Here is a 15,473-nt window from a genome sequence, read left to right as displayed (position 1 = left end):
CCGATGTCGCTTAAGCACTTTATCCAAATCACCAAACCGGGGATCATTTTCGGTAACGTGCTTTCTGTGGCGGGCGGTTTCTTCCTGGCCTCCAAGGGGCATGTCGATCTGGCCATTTTCCTGGCTGCAATGATCGGCACGTCCCTGGTGGTAGCTTCCGGTTGCGTGTTCAACAACTGCATCGACCGTGACATCGACATCAAGATGGAGCGCACCAAGAATCGCGTGCTGGTCCAGGGCCTCATCTCCCTGAAGCTGGCACTGATCTACGCGACCGTTTTGGGTGTTGCCGGTGTAGCACTGTTGTACAAGGTGGCCAACCCGTTGGCGGCGCTGTTTGCCGTGATCGGTTTTGTCATCTACGTCGGTCTCTACAGCCTGTACCTCAAGCGCAAGTCGGTTCACGGCACGCTGGTGGGCAGTCTGTCGGGGGCGATGCCGCCGGTGATTGGTTATGTGGCTGTAACCAATAGCTTCGACATGGCCGCGCTGACGCTACTGGTGATGTTCAGCCTGTGGCAGATGCCGCATTCCTACGCCATCGCGATCTTCCGTTTCAATGACTACCTGGCTGCGTCAATTCCGGTATTGCCGGTAAAACGTGGCATCCAGGTGGCCAAGAAACACATCCTGCTGTACATCCTGGCCTTCCTCGTGGCGACCTTGATGCTGACCTTCAGTGGCTACGCCGGCATGAGCTACCTCGCCGTCGCCGCCGCCATGGGCATGTACTGGTTGTACATGGCCTGGACCGGCTACAAGGCGGTGGATGACACCGTCTGGGCGCGCAAGCTGTTCGTGTTCTCGATCTTCACCATCACCGCGCTCAGCGTGATGATGTCCCTGGATTTCCAAGTGCCGAAAGAGCTGTTGCTGACCTACGCTCACTGAGTGTCCAAGCAGTGAAAAGCCCCGCCTTCGAGAGAAGCGCGGGGCTTTTTATTGGGCGCGCGTTTAAATTCGCCACAGTTTTTCTCGTCACCCCCTATGTACGAACTGTGTGAATTCATTCCCCACCTACAAGGAGTAGTCACCATGGTCAGCGTTAGTCGTCGATCCCTTCTCGCCATTGGCGCTGCGTTACCGTTGCTGGGGCGCCTGGATTGGGCGGTCGCTGCACCGCCGCCGGCAAACGCTGACAAGGTGCTACTCAACTACAACGAAAGCCCCTACGGCCCTTCCAGCGCCGCGCGTGAGGCGATGCAGCGCGGGATCGCCACGGCCGGGCGTTATCCCTATAAACACATGTACGCCCTGGCGGCCCTGTTTGCCCAGCAACAGGGCATTGCGCAAGAGCAAGTGGCGGTGTTTTCCGGCTCCATGGCGGCCCTGCGCTATGCGGTGCTGGCGTTTACCAGCGAAACCCGCGGCCTGGTGATGGCTACACCGTCCTATGAAGTCCCGCTGCAGGCGGCCGAATCAACCAAGGCGCCGGTGAAGGAAGTGGACCTCGACGCCGACCACGCCCACGACGTCCCCGCCATGCTTGCTGCCGACCCCCAGGCCGGCATGCTCTACCTGTGCAACCCCAACAACCCCACCGGTACCCTGACGCCCACCCAGGCCATTCGCCAGGCCCTGGCGGGCAAACCCGAAGGCAGCGTGCTGGTGGTGGATGAGGCCTACATTGATCTTGCCGATGCGCCCAGCGTAGTGGCTTGGGTCAAGGACCACGATGACCTGCTGGTGCTGCGCACCTTTTCGAAGATCTACGGCATGGCCGGCGCGCGCCTGGGCCTGGCGATCGGCCACCCGGCGTTATTGGAGCGGCTGGCGGTGTTCGGCGGCGACAACGTACCGGCAGGTTCCGCCTTGCTCGGCGGCCTGGCCAGCCTGGAAGACGTGAAATTGCTGCCCCAGCGCAAGGCGCTGAATGCCCAACTGCGCGATGAAACGATCACCTGGCTCAAGGGCCGTGGGTTCACCTGTACCGCGTCGCAGAGCAACTGCTTCATGATCGACGTGAAGCAACCGGCGGCGCAGGTTATCGACAAACTTGCCGCGCAAGGCGTGCTGATCGGGCGGGTGTGGAAGAACTGGCCGCAGTGGGTGCGGGTGACGGTGGGGAGCAAGCGGGAGATGGCGCGGTTTCGCGAGGTGTTTGCGGCGCAGGTGTAGCGCGTCAGCCGACCTAACACAGGGCCAATGTGGGAAACACAGGGCCAATGTGGGAGGGGGCTTGCCCCCGATGGCGGTGGATCAGTCAGCATATTTGTAGCTGACACACCACCATCGGGGGCAAGTCGAATCGTCGCACCGCCCCTCCCACATTTGTCCAGCAGTGCTGCCTGTTACGGTTACTGTTGCGCGATGCTGTACCCATCAAACGCAGTCTGTTGCTGCAGCGCAGTAATCACGCTCTTGCGGCTCAGCGGCTGTTCGGCACCCGCGTTATCCACAAAACTCTCAACCTCAAGCTCGGCTTCATCACCGTCACCCACAAAGCTGAAACCCAGGAACTCGAACGCCTCGCGGTCGACGTTCAGCTTCGAACGTGGCGTGCGCAGCGGCAGCGTCACGCTGATGCCGTCCTTGCTGATCACAAACACTTCGGCTTCTTTCTTGGGGCGTGAGGCCTTGCCTTTGCCGGCACTTGGGTTGCTGATGGCCTGATGCGACTGGTTCAGCACCTTGAGGGCCAGGCCGTAGACCAGCTCCTGGAATTCCGGGTCGTCCTTGAAGCTGGACAGGATGCGGCTGATCGAAAACTTGCTGCTCAGGTCTTCCAGGGCGATGTTGTCGGCCGCCTCGGCGTCCTTGAGTTGCTTGAGCTGGCCCATCAAGTCGTAGGCCTTGTCGTCATCGAAGGCGTCGTGAGCCTGGCGGATAGCCACGCGCAGCTCGCGGATCTGGTCGCTTTCTTTGGAGGTGTGGAAGGCGTCCAGCACCATCTCGCTGATGATCTTGGCGGCAGGCACGTGCTGTGAAAGATTGATGGCGTTTTCGTATTCAGCTTTGGAGTGCAAGGCGACTACGGATTCTTCGAGGGCGGATTGTTCGGTGTAAGAATCAGACATTGAAATTTCACTACTTCAGTAAACGGAGACAAAAAAGCGTCGGGCATTTTCAGCGGGGCGGGGGATCAGGTCAAGGCAGCACAATGCCCTTATCGCAGTGCAAGGCTGCCGGCCAGCGGATAGTGGGCTAGGCGGCCAATTGCTTGAGACAGGCTTCGAGGATATCCAGGCCTTCCTCCAGCACCGCCGGCTCAGTGGTCAGCGGCGCGAGCAAGCGGATGATATGCCGCGACTTGCCGCTGGGCATCAGCAGCAGGCCAGCCTCCCGCGCCAGGCTCAACAATTGCGCCAGTTGTTTGGGCGCGGGTGTGCCGTCGGCGTGGGCCAGTTCGATGCCGCGCATGGCGCCCACGCCGGTGAGGCGGCCGAGGTAGGGCGACAGTTGCTGCGCACGCCAGGCTTCATAACGGCTCACAATGGCTTCTGCCTGTTGCGAACCCCAGGCGTGCAGGTGCGCATCGGTCATCGCATCCAGGGTGGCCAACCCTGCCGCGCAGGCGATCGGGTTACCTGAGTACGTACCGCCGAGGCCGCCCTTGGGCAGGTTGTCCATCAGCGCCTTGCGCCCGACCACCGCGCCCAGTGGCACGCCGCCGGCGATGCTTTTGCCGAGCAGGATCAGGTCCGGCTCGATGCCCAAGCGCGAGAAGGCGAAACGCTGGCCGGTGCGCCCGAAACCCGATTGGATTTCATCGGCGATCAGCAGGATGCTGTGTTCATCGCAAAACCGGCGCAGCGCCTGGGCGAATTCAATGTCCAGCGCGAGGAAGCCGCCTTCGCCCTGCACTGGCTCGATGATGAAACAGGCCACGTCGTTGACGTCGATTTCCACGCTGAACAAGCGGTCCATGGCTTTCAGCGCCTCGGCACAGGTCACGTCGTTGTCGGCGCTGGGGTAGGGCAGGTGATACACCGGGCCGGGCAGTACGCCGACCTTTTGTTTGTAGGGCGCGACCTTGCCGTTGAGGTTCAAGGTGGCCAGGGTGCGACCGTGAAAGGCGCCGTCAAAGGCGATCACGGCGGTGCGGCCAGTGGCGCCGCGCACGATCTTCAAGGCATTTTCCGCCGCCTCGGCGCCGCTGTTGGTGAGCATGCCGCTTACTGGGTAGTCCACCGGGATAAAGGCTGTCAGGCGATCCATCAGTTCGATGTAGGGCGTGTGCGGGGCGGCATTGAAGGCGTAATGGGTCAGGCGAGTGGCCTGTTCACGAATCGCCTCGACCACGCCGGGGTGGCAGTGGCCGAGGTTAAGCACACCGATACCGCCGACAAAGTCGATATAGCGTTTGCCCGCCGTGTCCCAGACTTCGGCGTTTTTACCGTGGCTGAGGCTGATGGGGTGAACGATGGAAATCGACTGGCTGATGGTTTCGCGGCTCATGAATCGTGAACTCGGCAGTGGCGGGCGTGTGTTTATCTAAGCCGCGCGCCGGGCCCTGTCGCAAACGAAATAAAGTGCTCGGGTCATTCCAAATCGGAACGAGCTGTTCGCAGAACATCGAAGAGCAGGCCAAGGCCAGCAAGCACCCGGATGTCGCGCCGCCGCTTCGCTAGCGCCCGGCGTTATCCGCACACCGCGTCTTTCCCCGCTGCCTTGGCGCGATACAACGCCTGGTCGGCACGCGCCATCAGGGCGGCGGGGGACTCACCCGCTTGGCGCGCCGCCACGCCGGCACTCAGGGTTACGTTGAAATCGCTGCTCAGCGGGTTGTCCCGTACTGTCTGGCAGATGCGCTCGGCCACTGCCTTGGCATCCTCCAGCGAGCCTTTTGGCAACACCAGCATAAACTCGTCGCCACCCCAGCGGGCCAGCAGATCACCCGGGCGAATGCAGCGTTCCAGGCACTCCACTACCTGGATCAGGACCTGGTCGCCCACGGCGTGACCATAGCGATCATTGATCGGCTTGAAGTCATCGATGTCCATCGCGATGAGTGCCATGGGCAGGCGGAAGCGCTGGGCGCGGTCGCATTCTTCCAGCAGGGCTTTTTCCAGGCGATAGCGGTTGGCAACCAAGGTCAGGGCGTCCCTTTCGGCCAGGGAGCGGTTTTCATCGAGCTGAAGTTGCAGCTGCTGATTGACGCGCGACAGCTCACGCGTGCGCTCGGCCACCAGGGCTTCAAGGGACTGATTGCGCTGCTCCAATTGCTCGACGGAGCTTTTGCGCGCATGGATATCGCGGTGGGCGCCCACCATCCGCGCCACCGAAGCGTCTTCGTTTCGCGCGATCACGTAGCCGCGGTCTTCGATCCACAGGTAGCTGCCATCTTGTTTGCGGCAACGGTATTCGGCCTGGTAGTGGGGGGCGCGACGGTGAATGTAGTCATCGAACAGCGTCATCACCTGGGCGTAATCCTCCGGGTGGATCACGCTTTCCCAGGTGAACACGCTGTTCTCCAGGGAGTGACGCGGGTAGCCCAGCATTTCGTACCAGCCCGGGCTGCGGTAGACGAACCCGGTATTGGCGTTCCAATCCCAGATTCCGTCGCTGACCAGCTCCAGCACGGTATGCAGCATGTCGGCGTTGAAGAGAGAAAAATCACTCATCTTCGAGGTGCTGCCGGAGATATCGTCCATCTGTGCGCTCCTTGCGGGGGGCTGGCGTTGAAGCCAGCCGATGTTGACGCCGATACTCCATGGCTGCCCCTACTGTACAGCGAGGCTTGGGCGGTTTGAATAGGGCAGATGTACGGTTGCAGAGGGGACGTTAGGCTATTGCTGCGAAGGGTGAGGTGATTCACCGGTACTGCGTAGGACTCGCAATGTTTCAAGTCGTCGCGAGGCGTGGGTCCGCGTTGGGAACAAGCCTTACTTCCACGTGTTGACCCAATGCTCGCGCCGCGCTTGCCAGGGTAGCCAGTGTCATACCCGCGTCGTTCTGATCGAGTGCGCGGTCTACTGCGGTACGACTGGTATGCATACGCTCGGCCAGCGCTTTTTTGCTGACTTTCTGAGCCTTCATCGCCTCAGCCAGTTGCCAGGCGATCACACGTTTCAACGCTGCGGCGGACACTTCCTCAATGAGCCCGTCATCGTTGAGATAATCATCGAAGTTGGAGCCGATATGCCTGTTCATGCGCTGTTCCTCATAACTTACTCTTGCGATGCCTTGCAGTATTCAGCTCGACCAAAGGCGTTTTCTTTCTTCCCCTCGGCAGTTCCATCAGCCATTCACGTACCGGCTCGTTACCAGCCTCGGTTCGATAGAAAACTACGTTTAACACGAGATGTATGTCATTCACTGGCGAGTGTACCAAAAAAGGTTCATTTGACCATCGGCGATTGATAAGGCTTTTCGCGAAGATAAGTCAGAGCCTGGCACTTTTTCTCGAGAGCATGAGAAATAGAATTTTTTCAAAAAAATTCAATAAAAACAGTTTCTTGTGATCTTTCAGAAAGTCTTGCACGAACTTTCAAGTACCGGTGTAGGACGGGTTACTGCGGCGCCACCATCCGCGTCCGAACCTTCCCATCCGCGTTGTGCTGGTAAATCCCGTCCGGCTGCCCCTGTTCGTTGAAAAAAACCTGGCCGATCCCGGCCGAATTCCACAACCGTTCGCCGGCCTCGGCATGCTCCGGGGTATGCGGCACCACCTGCATGGTGCGCCGGCGGGTGAACCAGTTGAGGGGTGAGCGTGGTGAATAGAGCCAGCGGTTGAGGCGGTCGAACCCTGCCAGCAGGCGCCGTGGGAATTCGTTCTTGATGCCGCTGCTGGTGATCTGCCAGATCCGGGGGCCGGCGTTGCGATGACGGATCAGCACTTCGTAGACGAATGAGTAATGCACATCGCCCGACAGGATCACGTAGTTCCCCGGCGTGCGCGAATGGCGGAAAATATTCAGGATCACCTGGGCCGCGCCGCGATGGGCCATCCAGTTTTCGGCATCCACCAGCAGTGGGTGGCCGCACCAACTGAACACTTTCTGCACCGTCTCGATCAGCTTCACGCCAAAGATTGGCGCGGGCGACACGATGATGGCCGAGGGGTGGTCCAGCAGCTCTTGTTGCAGCTCGCTCAAGGCTTCCCAGTCCAGCAGGCCCGAGGGTTGCTTGAGGGTGAACTCGCTGCGCCAGCGCCGGGTGCGGGTGTCGAGTACCACCAGCGCAGGCGTGGTAGGCAGTACGTAGTGCCATTGCTGGAATTTCAGCAGTGCCTGCACCAGCTCATCCTGCGCCGCCGCGTTCAGGTGGTTGTCTGGCGTTTGGGCGGCCAGCGCCTGGGTTTGCTGCACCGCCTCACCAAACACATCGGGCTGATTGCCCCAACCCTGGCACAGCATATAGGCCAGCAGGGCGTTGCCGATGATGCGCTTGGAGAAGGGGTGGCCGTAGGCGGTTTCTTCCCATTGGGCGCTGAGGTTCCAGTCGTCGGTGATGTCGTGATCGTCGAAGATCATCAAGGTGGACAGGTGTGCGAACACCCGCGCGACGCCCGGCAGGCCTTCGCGAAAATGCTCGATCTGCACCTGCTCGCGGGCATACCGCTGCTGTTCTTCGCTGCTCAGTTGCGGTGCTGGCGCGGTAATCAGTGTCCACGGCGTGGGCGACCAGACCAGCAAGTACATCGCTATCACTTCGGCCAACGTCACCAAGTGATTGTCGGCCGTGCTGCTGGTGAAGATCGGTTTTTTCACCCCGCCAAAAAACCGTTCGCGCAGGGTCTCGTTACTGTCCAGCGCCGGGAGCAGGTCGGCGCGATGGTAATAGCTGGCGCGATGCCCATAGAGGCTGGCGCTGTCATCCACCACCGCGCCCTCCAGGTACTCGTCGAACAGGCCGAGCCGGGCGATCAGTGCATGAATCGCCCGTAGCATCGGCCCGGCCACATCGTCGGCATACACCTGGTCCCCACTCATTATCAGCAAGGCTGGGCGTTGCGCGGGGGCAGGGTGGGCGTCTGCCAGCAGGCGGTCTACGCACAACAAGCCTTCATCGGCCGGGTGATGGGGTTTACGGCAGGAACCATGCACCAACTGATGGATACGGCTATGCAACACGAATGTCGCAAGCCGGGTATCGGCGTACAGCAGGTGCGGCGCCCACTCGCAAAGGCCAACGCCGTCGACCAGCAGGTCGTAGCCGATAGCGACGTCTTGGGGCAGTGCTTGGGCCAGCGTTACGTCGATCAGGTGGATAAACGCGTGGCGCCCCACGGGCACTGTTTGGCAGTGCTGCGCGTCGAGGTCGATTGTCTGCGATTCGCCCTGGGGCACTTGCAGTTTCAGGGTCAAGGACAGGGCACGGCTTCCCACCAGCCAGATGACCAGGCGCTGCGGTTCCAGGCGCCGTAGCACCGGGCCAGCAATCACCGCGGGCAATGTATCGGGTTGTGGCATGAAGGGCACGGCTCAAGCAAAGTAGAACAGAGGAGGGTAGCGCAGCGGATGTCAGTGTTTTGTTAATTGCGTGCAGCGCCTGGCGCTGCACTTATGGGCAGTGATCAGGAACGGTTTATGTTCCTTGTCGCATCACAGCAGCCGGCCGTTGCCGAGGGTATCCAGGGATGACTTGTCTGGCGTTTGCCGTTGCCTATGTCGCTCCTCCTGGTGGGGGTGGAGGGCTTCAGGTTTTTCCACCGGTTTGACCGGGAGTGCGGTGTGCATGGCTACTTTGTAAAAGTTAAAGCTTTGGATCGGGGTACCAATCATAGGTAGGCCTCTTACTCAATTGAAGGAGTGCTTCTCGCATCAATACTCCTTTTGAGTGCGCATGAGTTCTGTGGCATTGGCCGGTTCAATCGTTCCCGGCCATGGGGCTGCCTGAATTTTGCAAGAGGTGTAGCAACGGGCCGCTCAGGTCGATTTGGGCACGGTGAACTTGAACTCACTGCCTCGGCCCAATTCACTTTGGGCTTCGATCCGCCCGCCGTGGGCCTGCACAATCCCCTGGGTGATGTACAGCCCCAGCCCGCTGCCGGTGGGGTTGTTTTCGGTTTGGGTCCAGTAGCGATCGAACACATGCGGTAACTGTTCAGGGGCAATGCCCTCGCCGGAATCACGCACCGAAAATACGATCTCCTCGCCATTGCTCATGGCGCTGATGCCGATATTGCCCTGGCGCGGGGTGAATTTGATGGCGTTGCCGATCAGGTTCGACAGCACTTGGAACAGGCGTTCGGGGTCCGCATTGATCTGCAGGCCGGGCTCGGCGTTGAACGACAGGTCGATGCCCTTCTCCATCGCCAGCGGTGCGAGCAGGGAGTAGGCCTCCTCGAACATCTGGCTGACATCCAGCGCCACCGGCTTGACCACGTAACGACCGGCCTCGATTTTCGAGGTGTCGAGCAAGTCTTCCAGCAGTACGTTCATGCGCCCGGCGGCCTGCTGCATGGTGTCGATGGCCGAAGAAATGCGCCGCGAGGTGTGCGGCCCGTCCGAGCTGAAGGCTTTTTGCATCATGCCGCACAGCATGGAGATCACGGTCATCGGGTTGCGCAGGTCATGGGACACCACCGCCACCAGCTCATCGCGGGCGCGCACGGCTTGTTGCTCGCGCAGCACCTGGCGGGCCAGGTCGTTTTCCAGGGCCGAGCGGCGCAGGTCGTTGGCGGCAAACCGGTCGCCATGGCTCCATTTGGTCGAGATACCGGCCATTTCGACTTTCCAGATTTCAAACGAAGTCCGTGGGCGAAGGCGCAGGCCGGTGTCGGAAGTTTCCAGGTTCAGTGGCTTGTTTGGGTCGCCGCTCCAGTTGATGTTCTCTTTGACTTCCGGGCGGAACCACAGCACGCCATTGTCCACCGGCTTGGGCAGGCTCATGGCCAGGACCCCGCTGGCCACCTTTTGGAACTCGGCGGCCGGCGGGTAGACCGATGCCAGGTTATGGCTGGAGAACACCGGCTCGCCGCCATTTTGCAGCCACTTGTGCAGCGCGCGGATCTGCGCCGGTTCCGGGCAGTTGCCATAGCGATGCAGCTGTTTGTCTTCGATGATTGCCACGCCGCCGGACAGGGTCAGGTCCATCAGCAACTGGCCTTGCTGTGCCAGGCCGTCGAACACATTTACGTCCGAGGCTTTCATCGCCTGGTCCAGCAGCGCCAGGGCCTCGACTTTTTCTTCACGCTGGCGGCTCAGGTCCAGGGCTTCCATGGCGCTGATCTGCAACGACAACACCTGGCCGATGGTCTGGCAGGCGGTACGCAGGTCATTGGGCACCAGCAGCGGCTCGCGGTTGCCGCAGCTGATCAGGCCCCACAGCTTATCGCCCTTCATCAGCGAGATACTCATGGACGACAACACACCCATGTTCTGCATGTACTGGCAGTGAATCGGCGAAACACTGCGCAGGGTCGCGAAGCTCAAATCCAGGGGCTGGCCGGTGTCCGGGCGCAGCTTGGGCAGCAGCGGCACCGGTTCGTAGGCTGCGTTCGGGATGATGCGTAGCCAGTTGGTGCGGTACAACTCGCGGGCTTGCTCGGGGATGTCAGACGCGGGGAAGAACAGCCCGTTGAACAGTTCCATGGACGGTGCCGACGCTTCGGCGATCACCTGGCCGTGGCCCTCGTCTTCGAAGCGATAGATCAGCACGCGGTCGTAGCCGGTCATCGCCTGGATTTCGGTCACGCTGATTTCGTACAGCGCCTGCAGGGTTTTCGCGGCCTGCAAACGCTGCAGCATCTTGCCCAGGTCGCTGGTGCGACCTTTCAACGCGCGTGGCTGAAAGTCTTTGAGCCGGGGTTCGAACTCCAGCACCAGCACGTCCTGATGGCGGTGCAACAGGCCTTCGAACTCAGCGCCGTTGAGGCTGACGTGCAGCGGCGGCGCGTCGAAAAACGTGTTGTGCTCAGCCATGGCCTGCACCGCCTGGGCGTGTTTGGCGCCGACCAAGGTGTGCAGTGGCTGGCCCAGCAGGGCCTCGGGCGCGTGGCCGAACAGGCTGCCGACGTTGGCGCTGACCTGGATGATATTCAGCTCAGGCTCCGACAGCGTCAGCAGCACGCCGTGGGGTTGGATCGCCCCTGGGAAGCGGATGGGCTCGTCGGCACAGTTGGCAAGCAGTTCTTCAAAATCGTCGGGTTTCATAGCAGTACCTCCTGGCTGTCGAGCCATTGCTCAAAACAGCTGAACGTCGAACGGGCCGCGTCCACCGCGCGCTGTCTGGCGGGGGTGTCCAGCGGCTGGCGGCCCAGGTAATCGAGAAAATCCTTCCAGCGGCGACCGGTTTCGGCCCCGTATACATTGAGAAACGCGCCGCCGTTGTCGGCGTTGATGGCCAGGCGCTGGGCCATTTCCCGACGCAACACTTGGCCACCCAAGGTCGCGCCTTCCAGCACATACAGGGCGCCAAGGCAGGCAGCGGGCGTGTCAAGGTCCGGCAGGTGGGCACAGCGGGGCAGTACTTGGATGGCAGCGGCATCCAGGCCAAGGGCATGCAGGTCGCTCACCAGAGTGGGGCTTTTCACACGCAGCGCTTGATCGAAGCCTTCGGGGATCAAGCCACTGTCGTACAGCGCCGCTTCCATCGGCTGATAAAACCCGCAATACGCCTGGAGCAAGCGCTGATACCCATCGGCATCCAGGCGCTCGGAAAAAAACGGCAAGCGTTTTTCCAGTGCGATGTGCAGCAGGGCGGTGCCTGTGCGCAACGCTTCCAGCAATGAGGGCGCACCAACGTCAGGGGCCTTTGAATGCATTCAGTGAGCTCGAACTATGGGCCTTTCGACCATGAATGACGCGTAGAAATGTGCGGCAATTCTACACAACTCATAGCCGTCAGCTTACGCACAAGGCGAATATGCTGACCGGCGGATCAGAAAAGTCGCTCCTTGCCTGCATAGTGACCATCAGGGTTGTGCCGAAGTTCGGTAGAAGTGATATTGCAACGCTATCAATGCATCGACGACCCCTGCTGGGTCAACGCGGTTTGCACGCATTCCAATAAATGCTCGGTGCTCCACGGCTTGGGCAGGAAGCGCACCGAACCCCCCAACTGCTCGGCCAGCCTGGCATTGCCGGAAGTCAGCAGCACCGGCACGCTGGGCCAGCGATGGGCCACCACCCGGCTCAAGTCATAACCATTGAGCAACCCCGGCATCTGCACATCGCTGACAATCAGGTCGACCGGGTCGTCGCCTCGCTCCAGGTAGATCATCCCTTCATCTGCCGAAGGAAAAGACGTGACTACGGCCCCGAAGTCCTCCAGTACATCCACCATCAACGAGCGAATAATCTCGTCGTCTTCCAATACCAAAATCGATGGCTGAGCCATGATCCTTACTCCTCCATCAGGGTTCAATAAGGTGGAGTCGGGCGCGGTGGATAGGTTCGATTGGATGTTTCGTAAACGATGGGTGGTCATTTGGTGGTTTACCGGTCAGGGCCGCCTATTTAGCTGGCGGCCACTGCAAGCCTCAGGCTAGGCTGCGCAAAACTAGGGAAAGGCCTCCAAACGTGAATGCCCCAGCCGTTTCACTGCCCGATAAGAACCTCGGCAACCGCATGATCAAAGTCGACCACGCTGGTGAGCATGGCGCGATCTGTATCTACAGCGGCCAACTGTTCATGGCGCGCGCGTTCAACCCAAGCCTGGTGGCCGAACTCACCGAGTTTCTGGGTGACGAGCGCCGCCATCGTGCGGTATTCAAGGCCGAGTTGCAGCGCCGGGGTTACCCGCGTTGCCGCAGCTACTGGCTATGTGGGTTGGGCGGGCTGGCGCTCGGGTTGCTGACCGGGCTGTGCGGTCGCAAGGCGATCATGACCACCACCGTGGCCGTGGAAAGCGTGGTGCTCAAACACCTCGCCCACCAACTGCAGGTGCTGCGCGATATCGACCCACAGGCGGTGGCGGCCATTGCCTCGATTGTGGATGAAGAACAGCATCACCACGACCAGTCGGCGGCGCAGATCGATACGAACGACCCCTGGTTCAAAATGCTGACGCCCGTGGTGACGGCCTGGACCGAAGCGGTGATCTGGATGGGCATGCGCTCCTGACAAACAGGCATAATTGCCAGCATCACCCGTTGTGGAGCCCGTCATGAAGTACGCCTTGTTCGCCCTCGCCCTGACCCTCAATACCGGATCGGCCCTTGCAGCCGGCGATGCCGAGGCCGGCGGCAAACTCTTCAGCAAGACCTGCGGCGGCTGCCACAGCATTGGTGAAGGCGCGCGCGGCGGGTTCGGCCCGGAGCTCAACGGCATCATCGGCCGACCCGCCGGCACCACCACCGATTACCAGTATTCCGACGCGATGAAAAATTCCGGCGTGGTCTGGACCCGCGACAAACTCGCCGCCTATATCGAGGCGCCGAAAAAGGTGGTGAGCGGTACGCGCATGATCTTCTGGGGCATCAGCGACCCGGAGAAGATCGAAAACATCCTGGCGTACCTCGAAACCTTCCAGCCCAAATAATCACTCCCGCACATTACGGAACAGCATCAACCGCGCACTCTCGTGCAGGCCCCGCGTCAGCCCCTGCAAGCGCTGAAATTCCTCGGGATGCTGCGCCGCCACATCCTCGCGCGGCGTCGGCGACGCCAGGTCGTGCAGGGTCGGCGAGCTGCCGTCATGTTGCATCTGCAGCAGAAAGTCCTGGGTCACGCCGCCGATGATCGGGAACGTGCCTTCGCGCAATACCAGCGGCACCACGCGCTCGCCTTCCGGCGCCGGTTGCTGGATATCACGGCCCATGGCGCCGTTGCGAAAGGGCACGCCCGCCATGCCGGCCACTGTGGGCAACAGGTCGGCCAGGCCTACGGCCTCTTCGATTACCCGTGGTTCAAGGCCGGGGGCGTGGATCAGCAGTGGCACGTTATTGCTTTCCAGACCCAGTTGTTCGAAAGCGGGCGCCATGTGCGGGATCTGGCTGATGCGCGTGTTGTGGTCGCCGAAGAACACAAAAATGCTGTTGTCGTAATAACCGCCGGCCTTGGCGATGCCCATCAGGCGCCCGATGTTGTAGTCCAGCAGGCGCACCGCCTGATATTGCTCGACGCTGCGCGAACCGGCTGCCTGGGCTTGCTCCAGGGTCACGTCGTTTAGCTGGAAACCATCATTGAGCTTGGGGATGGTGAATGGCCGATGGTTGCCGGCGGTCTGCACGTAGGCGAAGAAGGGCTGGTCTTTGGGCAGCGTGCGCAGCAGCGCGTCACCCTCCTTGAACAGGTTCAGGTCGGAGATGCCCCACACATCCACGCGTGGCGAGCGCCAGTGGCTTTCATCATAGAGCTGCACGCCGTCGATGCTCTGGCGGATCAGCGCGTTGATATTCGCCCAGCCGGCGTTGCCGCCGATCATGTAGAACTTCTGGTAACCCTCGAACGCGTTGATCAGCGTGTGCTGCCGCGTGATCAGCGGGTTGCGTGTGGCCGTTTCCTGACGGGTTACATCCGGCACGCCGGTGATGCTGGCCCACACGGTTTTGGCCGTGCCGGTAACGGGCACGTAGAAGTGCTTGAAGAACCAGCTCTGTTTGGCCAGGGCGTCCAGGTTCGGCGTGGGGTTGAGCGGGTTACCATAGGCCCCGACGGCGCTGGTGCCGAGGGATTCGAGCATTACGAAAATTACATTGGGCGGGCGCGTACCGGCCAGGCGATACGGCTGCACGCCTTGCTCGCGGGTGAAATTCAGTGACTGTGCATCGGGCTGATCCACCCCCAGGTACGCGGCGATTTGCGGGTAATGCTCGCGCACCTGCTGTTCATCAAATTGCGCTTGGCCGACTTTGAGCGTGTCGTACAAAAACAGCACCGGGTTCAGGCCCACGGCGGCCACCTGGCTGTTGCCGGAAAAGAACGCATCGCTCCAGCGCAGTGGCACCGGGTTTTCCAGGTTGAGGTTGGCGACGCGGCCGAGCAGGGCCAGCAGCACGGCGACCAGGCCAATCACCGAGACCGCCGCCAACGACGCGGCGCTGATGGGCTGGCGCGCGCGGTCCAGGGTCAGTCGCTCCAGGCATACCAATGCCCAAACCCACAGCGCCACAGCCGATAGCCAGCAGGCGGTTATCCACAGCACCGGGTAGGTTTCCCACACCATCTGTTGTGAAATCTGCGCGTCTTGCAGGTAACGCAGCACCGTCGCATTGATGCGCACGCCGAGGTAGGCGTAGTGGCCGAAGTCGATGATATACACCAGGCCTACCACCGCCAGCGCCACCACCAGGTAGCCCCGCGCCAGCCAGCGCAGGGCCGGCAAGGTGGTGAGGTTCCAACGTGGCAGCCACGCCAGCACGGCCAGCGGCAGCAAGAGCAACACCGCCAGGCGCAGGTCGAAACGCAGGCCGATGCCCAGGGTTTCCAGCAGCGCCGGGGTGCTTGGGGCCAGGCCGGAAAAGCCCAGCACAAACACCAGCCGCAACGCTGCCAGCAAGGCAAATACCAACGCGATCGCGCCTACGCCGTAGCGCAGGCGGCGTGATTGCAACGCACTCATCATCATCCCCATTCTTCAAAACACCGCACATCTAATGTGGGAGGGGGCGGTGCGACGATTCGAATTGCCCCCGATAGCTGTCG

The 15,473-nt window shown here is 61.1% G+C and carries 13 protein-coding genes; 4 read left to right on the top strand and 9 right to left on the bottom strand.

Going from position 1 to position 15,473, the window contains the following annotated elements; all coding sequences use genetic code 11:
- The first annotated feature begins 3 nt into the window (after positions 1 to 3).
- Together cyoE and CXQ82_RS26100 are read left to right on the top strand one after the other, a co-directional pair.
- On the top strand, positions 4 to 891 hold the full coding sequence (cyoE, locus tag CXQ82_RS26105; protein ID WP_003194050.1) for a heme o synthase: 888 nt from the start codon (positions 4 to 6) through the stop codon (positions 889 to 891).
- 144 nt (positions 892 to 1,035) lie between these two features.
- Complete coding sequence (locus CXQ82_RS26100) at positions 1,036 to 2,118, top strand: pyridoxal phosphate-dependent aminotransferase (protein WP_101272935.1); 1,083 nt, start codon at positions 1,036 to 1,038, stop codon at positions 2,116 to 2,118.
- 179 nt (positions 2,119 to 2,297) lie between these two features.
- Here the strand turns inward: CXQ82_RS26100 and CXQ82_RS26095 are convergent, their stop codons facing one another.
- The 8 genes from CXQ82_RS26095 to CXQ82_RS26055 all read right to left on the bottom strand — a co-directional run bounded on the left by CXQ82_RS26095 (position 2,298) and on the right by CXQ82_RS26055 (position 12,225).
- Positions 2,298 to 3,017 (bottom strand): hypothetical protein, encoded by a 720-nt coding sequence (locus tag CXQ82_RS26095; RefSeq protein WP_101272934.1) that lies wholly within the window; start codon positions 3,015 to 3,017, stop codon positions 2,298 to 2,300.
- 127 nt (positions 3,018 to 3,144) lie between these two features.
- On the bottom strand, positions 3,145 to 4,398 hold the full coding sequence (locus tag CXQ82_RS26090) for an aspartate aminotransferase family protein (RefSeq protein ID WP_101272933.1): 1,254 nt from the start codon (positions 4,396 to 4,398) through the stop codon (positions 3,145 to 3,147).
- 182 nt (positions 4,399 to 4,580) lie between these two features.
- Positions 4,581 to 5,594: a sensor domain-containing diguanylate cyclase gene (locus CXQ82_RS26085; RefSeq protein ID WP_101272932.1), complete on the bottom strand. Its 1,014-nt coding sequence runs from the start codon at positions 5,592 to 5,594 to the stop codon at positions 4,581 to 4,583.
- 190 nt (positions 5,595 to 5,784) lie between these two features.
- Positions 5,785 to 6,093, bottom strand: coding sequence for an XRE family transcriptional regulator (locus CXQ82_RS26080; protein ID WP_101272931.1), 309 nt, complete (start codon positions 6,091 to 6,093; stop codon positions 5,785 to 5,787).
- A 359-nt stretch (positions 6,094 to 6,452) separates the two neighbouring features.
- On the bottom strand, positions 6,453 to 8,354 hold the full coding sequence (locus CXQ82_RS26075; RefSeq protein WP_101272930.1) for an alkaline phosphatase D family protein: 1,902 nt from the start codon (positions 8,352 to 8,354) through the stop codon (positions 6,453 to 6,455).
- Positions 8,355 to 8,810: 456 nt separating this feature from the next.
- Entirely contained in the window at positions 8,811 to 11,039 is a 2,229-nt protein-coding gene (locus tag CXQ82_RS26065; protein WP_101272928.1) for an ATP-binding protein, read from the bottom strand.
- Entirely contained in the window at positions 11,036 to 11,650 is a 615-nt protein-coding gene (locus CXQ82_RS26060; protein ID WP_101272927.1) for a biliverdin-producing heme oxygenase, read from the bottom strand. Before CXQ82_RS26060 ends, CXQ82_RS26065 begins: the two co-directional genes overlap by 4 nt.
- A 194-nt stretch (positions 11,651 to 11,844) precedes the next feature.
- Positions 11,845 to 12,225, bottom strand: a complete 381-nt coding sequence (locus CXQ82_RS26055; protein ID WP_101272926.1) for a response regulator — start codon at positions 12,223 to 12,225, stop codon at positions 11,845 to 11,847.
- A 182-nt stretch (positions 12,226 to 12,407) separates the two neighbouring features.
- Between CXQ82_RS26055 and CXQ82_RS26050 the strand changes: the two genes are divergently transcribed.
- Both CXQ82_RS26050 and CXQ82_RS26045 read left to right on the top strand, forming a co-directional pair.
- Entirely contained in the window at positions 12,408 to 12,950 is a 543-nt protein-coding gene (locus tag CXQ82_RS26050; protein ID WP_256581831.1) for a demethoxyubiquinone hydroxylase family protein, read from the top strand.
- Positions 12,951 to 12,993: 43 nt separating this feature from the next.
- Positions 12,994 to 13,368: a cytochrome c family protein gene (locus tag CXQ82_RS26045; RefSeq protein ID WP_101272925.1), complete on the top strand. Its 375-nt coding sequence runs from the start codon at positions 12,994 to 12,996 to the stop codon at positions 13,366 to 13,368.
- On the opposite strand, the gene CXQ82_RS26040 is transcribed toward CXQ82_RS26045, so the two are convergent.
- Positions 13,369 to 15,390 (bottom strand): LTA synthase family protein, encoded by a 2,022-nt coding sequence (locus CXQ82_RS26040; RefSeq protein ID WP_101273873.1) that lies wholly within the window; start codon positions 15,388 to 15,390, stop codon positions 13,369 to 13,371.
- Between the last annotated feature and the right edge of the window lie 83 nt (positions 15,391 to 15,473).

Source organism: Pseudomonas sp. S09G 359 (assembly GCF_002843605.1).
Classification (GTDB): Bacteria; Pseudomonadota; Gammaproteobacteria; order Pseudomonadales; family Pseudomonadaceae; genus Aquipseudomonas.
Note: the sequence above shows the minus strand (reverse complement) of the source record. Positions and strands in the feature narration are given on the sequence as shown.

Excerpts from the sequence above, each read along its gene's own strand:
- CXQ82_RS26060 (WP_101272927.1), bottom strand. The coding sequence starts at position 11,650 with ATGCATTCAAAGGCCCCTGACGTTGGTGCGCCCTCATTGCTGGAAGCG.
- cyoE (WP_003194050.1), top strand. The coding sequence starts at position 4 with ATGTCGCTTAAGCACTTTATCCAAATCACCAAACCGGGGATCATTTTC.
- CXQ82_RS26075 (WP_101272930.1), bottom strand. The coding sequence starts at position 8,354 with ATGCCACAACCCGATACATTGCCCGCGGTGATTGCTGGCCCGGTGCTA.
- CXQ82_RS26055 (WP_101272926.1), bottom strand. The coding sequence starts at position 12,225 with ATGGCTCAGCCATCGATTTTGGTATTGGAAGACGACGAGATTATTCGC.
- CXQ82_RS26090 (WP_101272933.1), bottom strand. The coding sequence starts at position 4,398 with ATGAGCCGCGAAACCATCAGCCAGTCGATTTCCATCGTTCACCCCATC.
- CXQ82_RS26080 (WP_101272931.1), bottom strand. The coding sequence starts at position 6,093 with ATGAACAGGCATATCGGCTCCAACTTCGATGATTATCTCAACGATGAC.
- CXQ82_RS26040 (WP_101273873.1), bottom strand. The coding sequence starts at position 15,390 with ATGAGTGCGTTGCAATCACGCCGCCTGCGCTACGGCGTAGGCGCGATC.
- CXQ82_RS26095 (WP_101272934.1), bottom strand. The coding sequence starts at position 3,017 with ATGTCTGATTCTTACACCGAACAATCCGCCCTCGAAGAATCCGTAGTC.
- CXQ82_RS26100 (WP_101272935.1), top strand. The coding sequence starts at position 1,036 with ATGGTCAGCGTTAGTCGTCGATCCCTTCTCGCCATTGGCGCTGCGTTA.
- CXQ82_RS26065 (WP_101272928.1), bottom strand. The coding sequence starts at position 11,039 with ATGAAACCCGACGATTTTGAAGAACTGCTTGCCAACTGTGCCGACGAG.
- CXQ82_RS26085 (WP_101272932.1), bottom strand. The coding sequence starts at position 5,594 with ATGGACGATATCTCCGGCAGCACCTCGAAGATGAGTGATTTTTCTCTC.
- CXQ82_RS26045 (WP_101272925.1), top strand. The coding sequence starts at position 12,994 with ATGAAGTACGCCTTGTTCGCCCTCGCCCTGACCCTCAATACCGGATCG.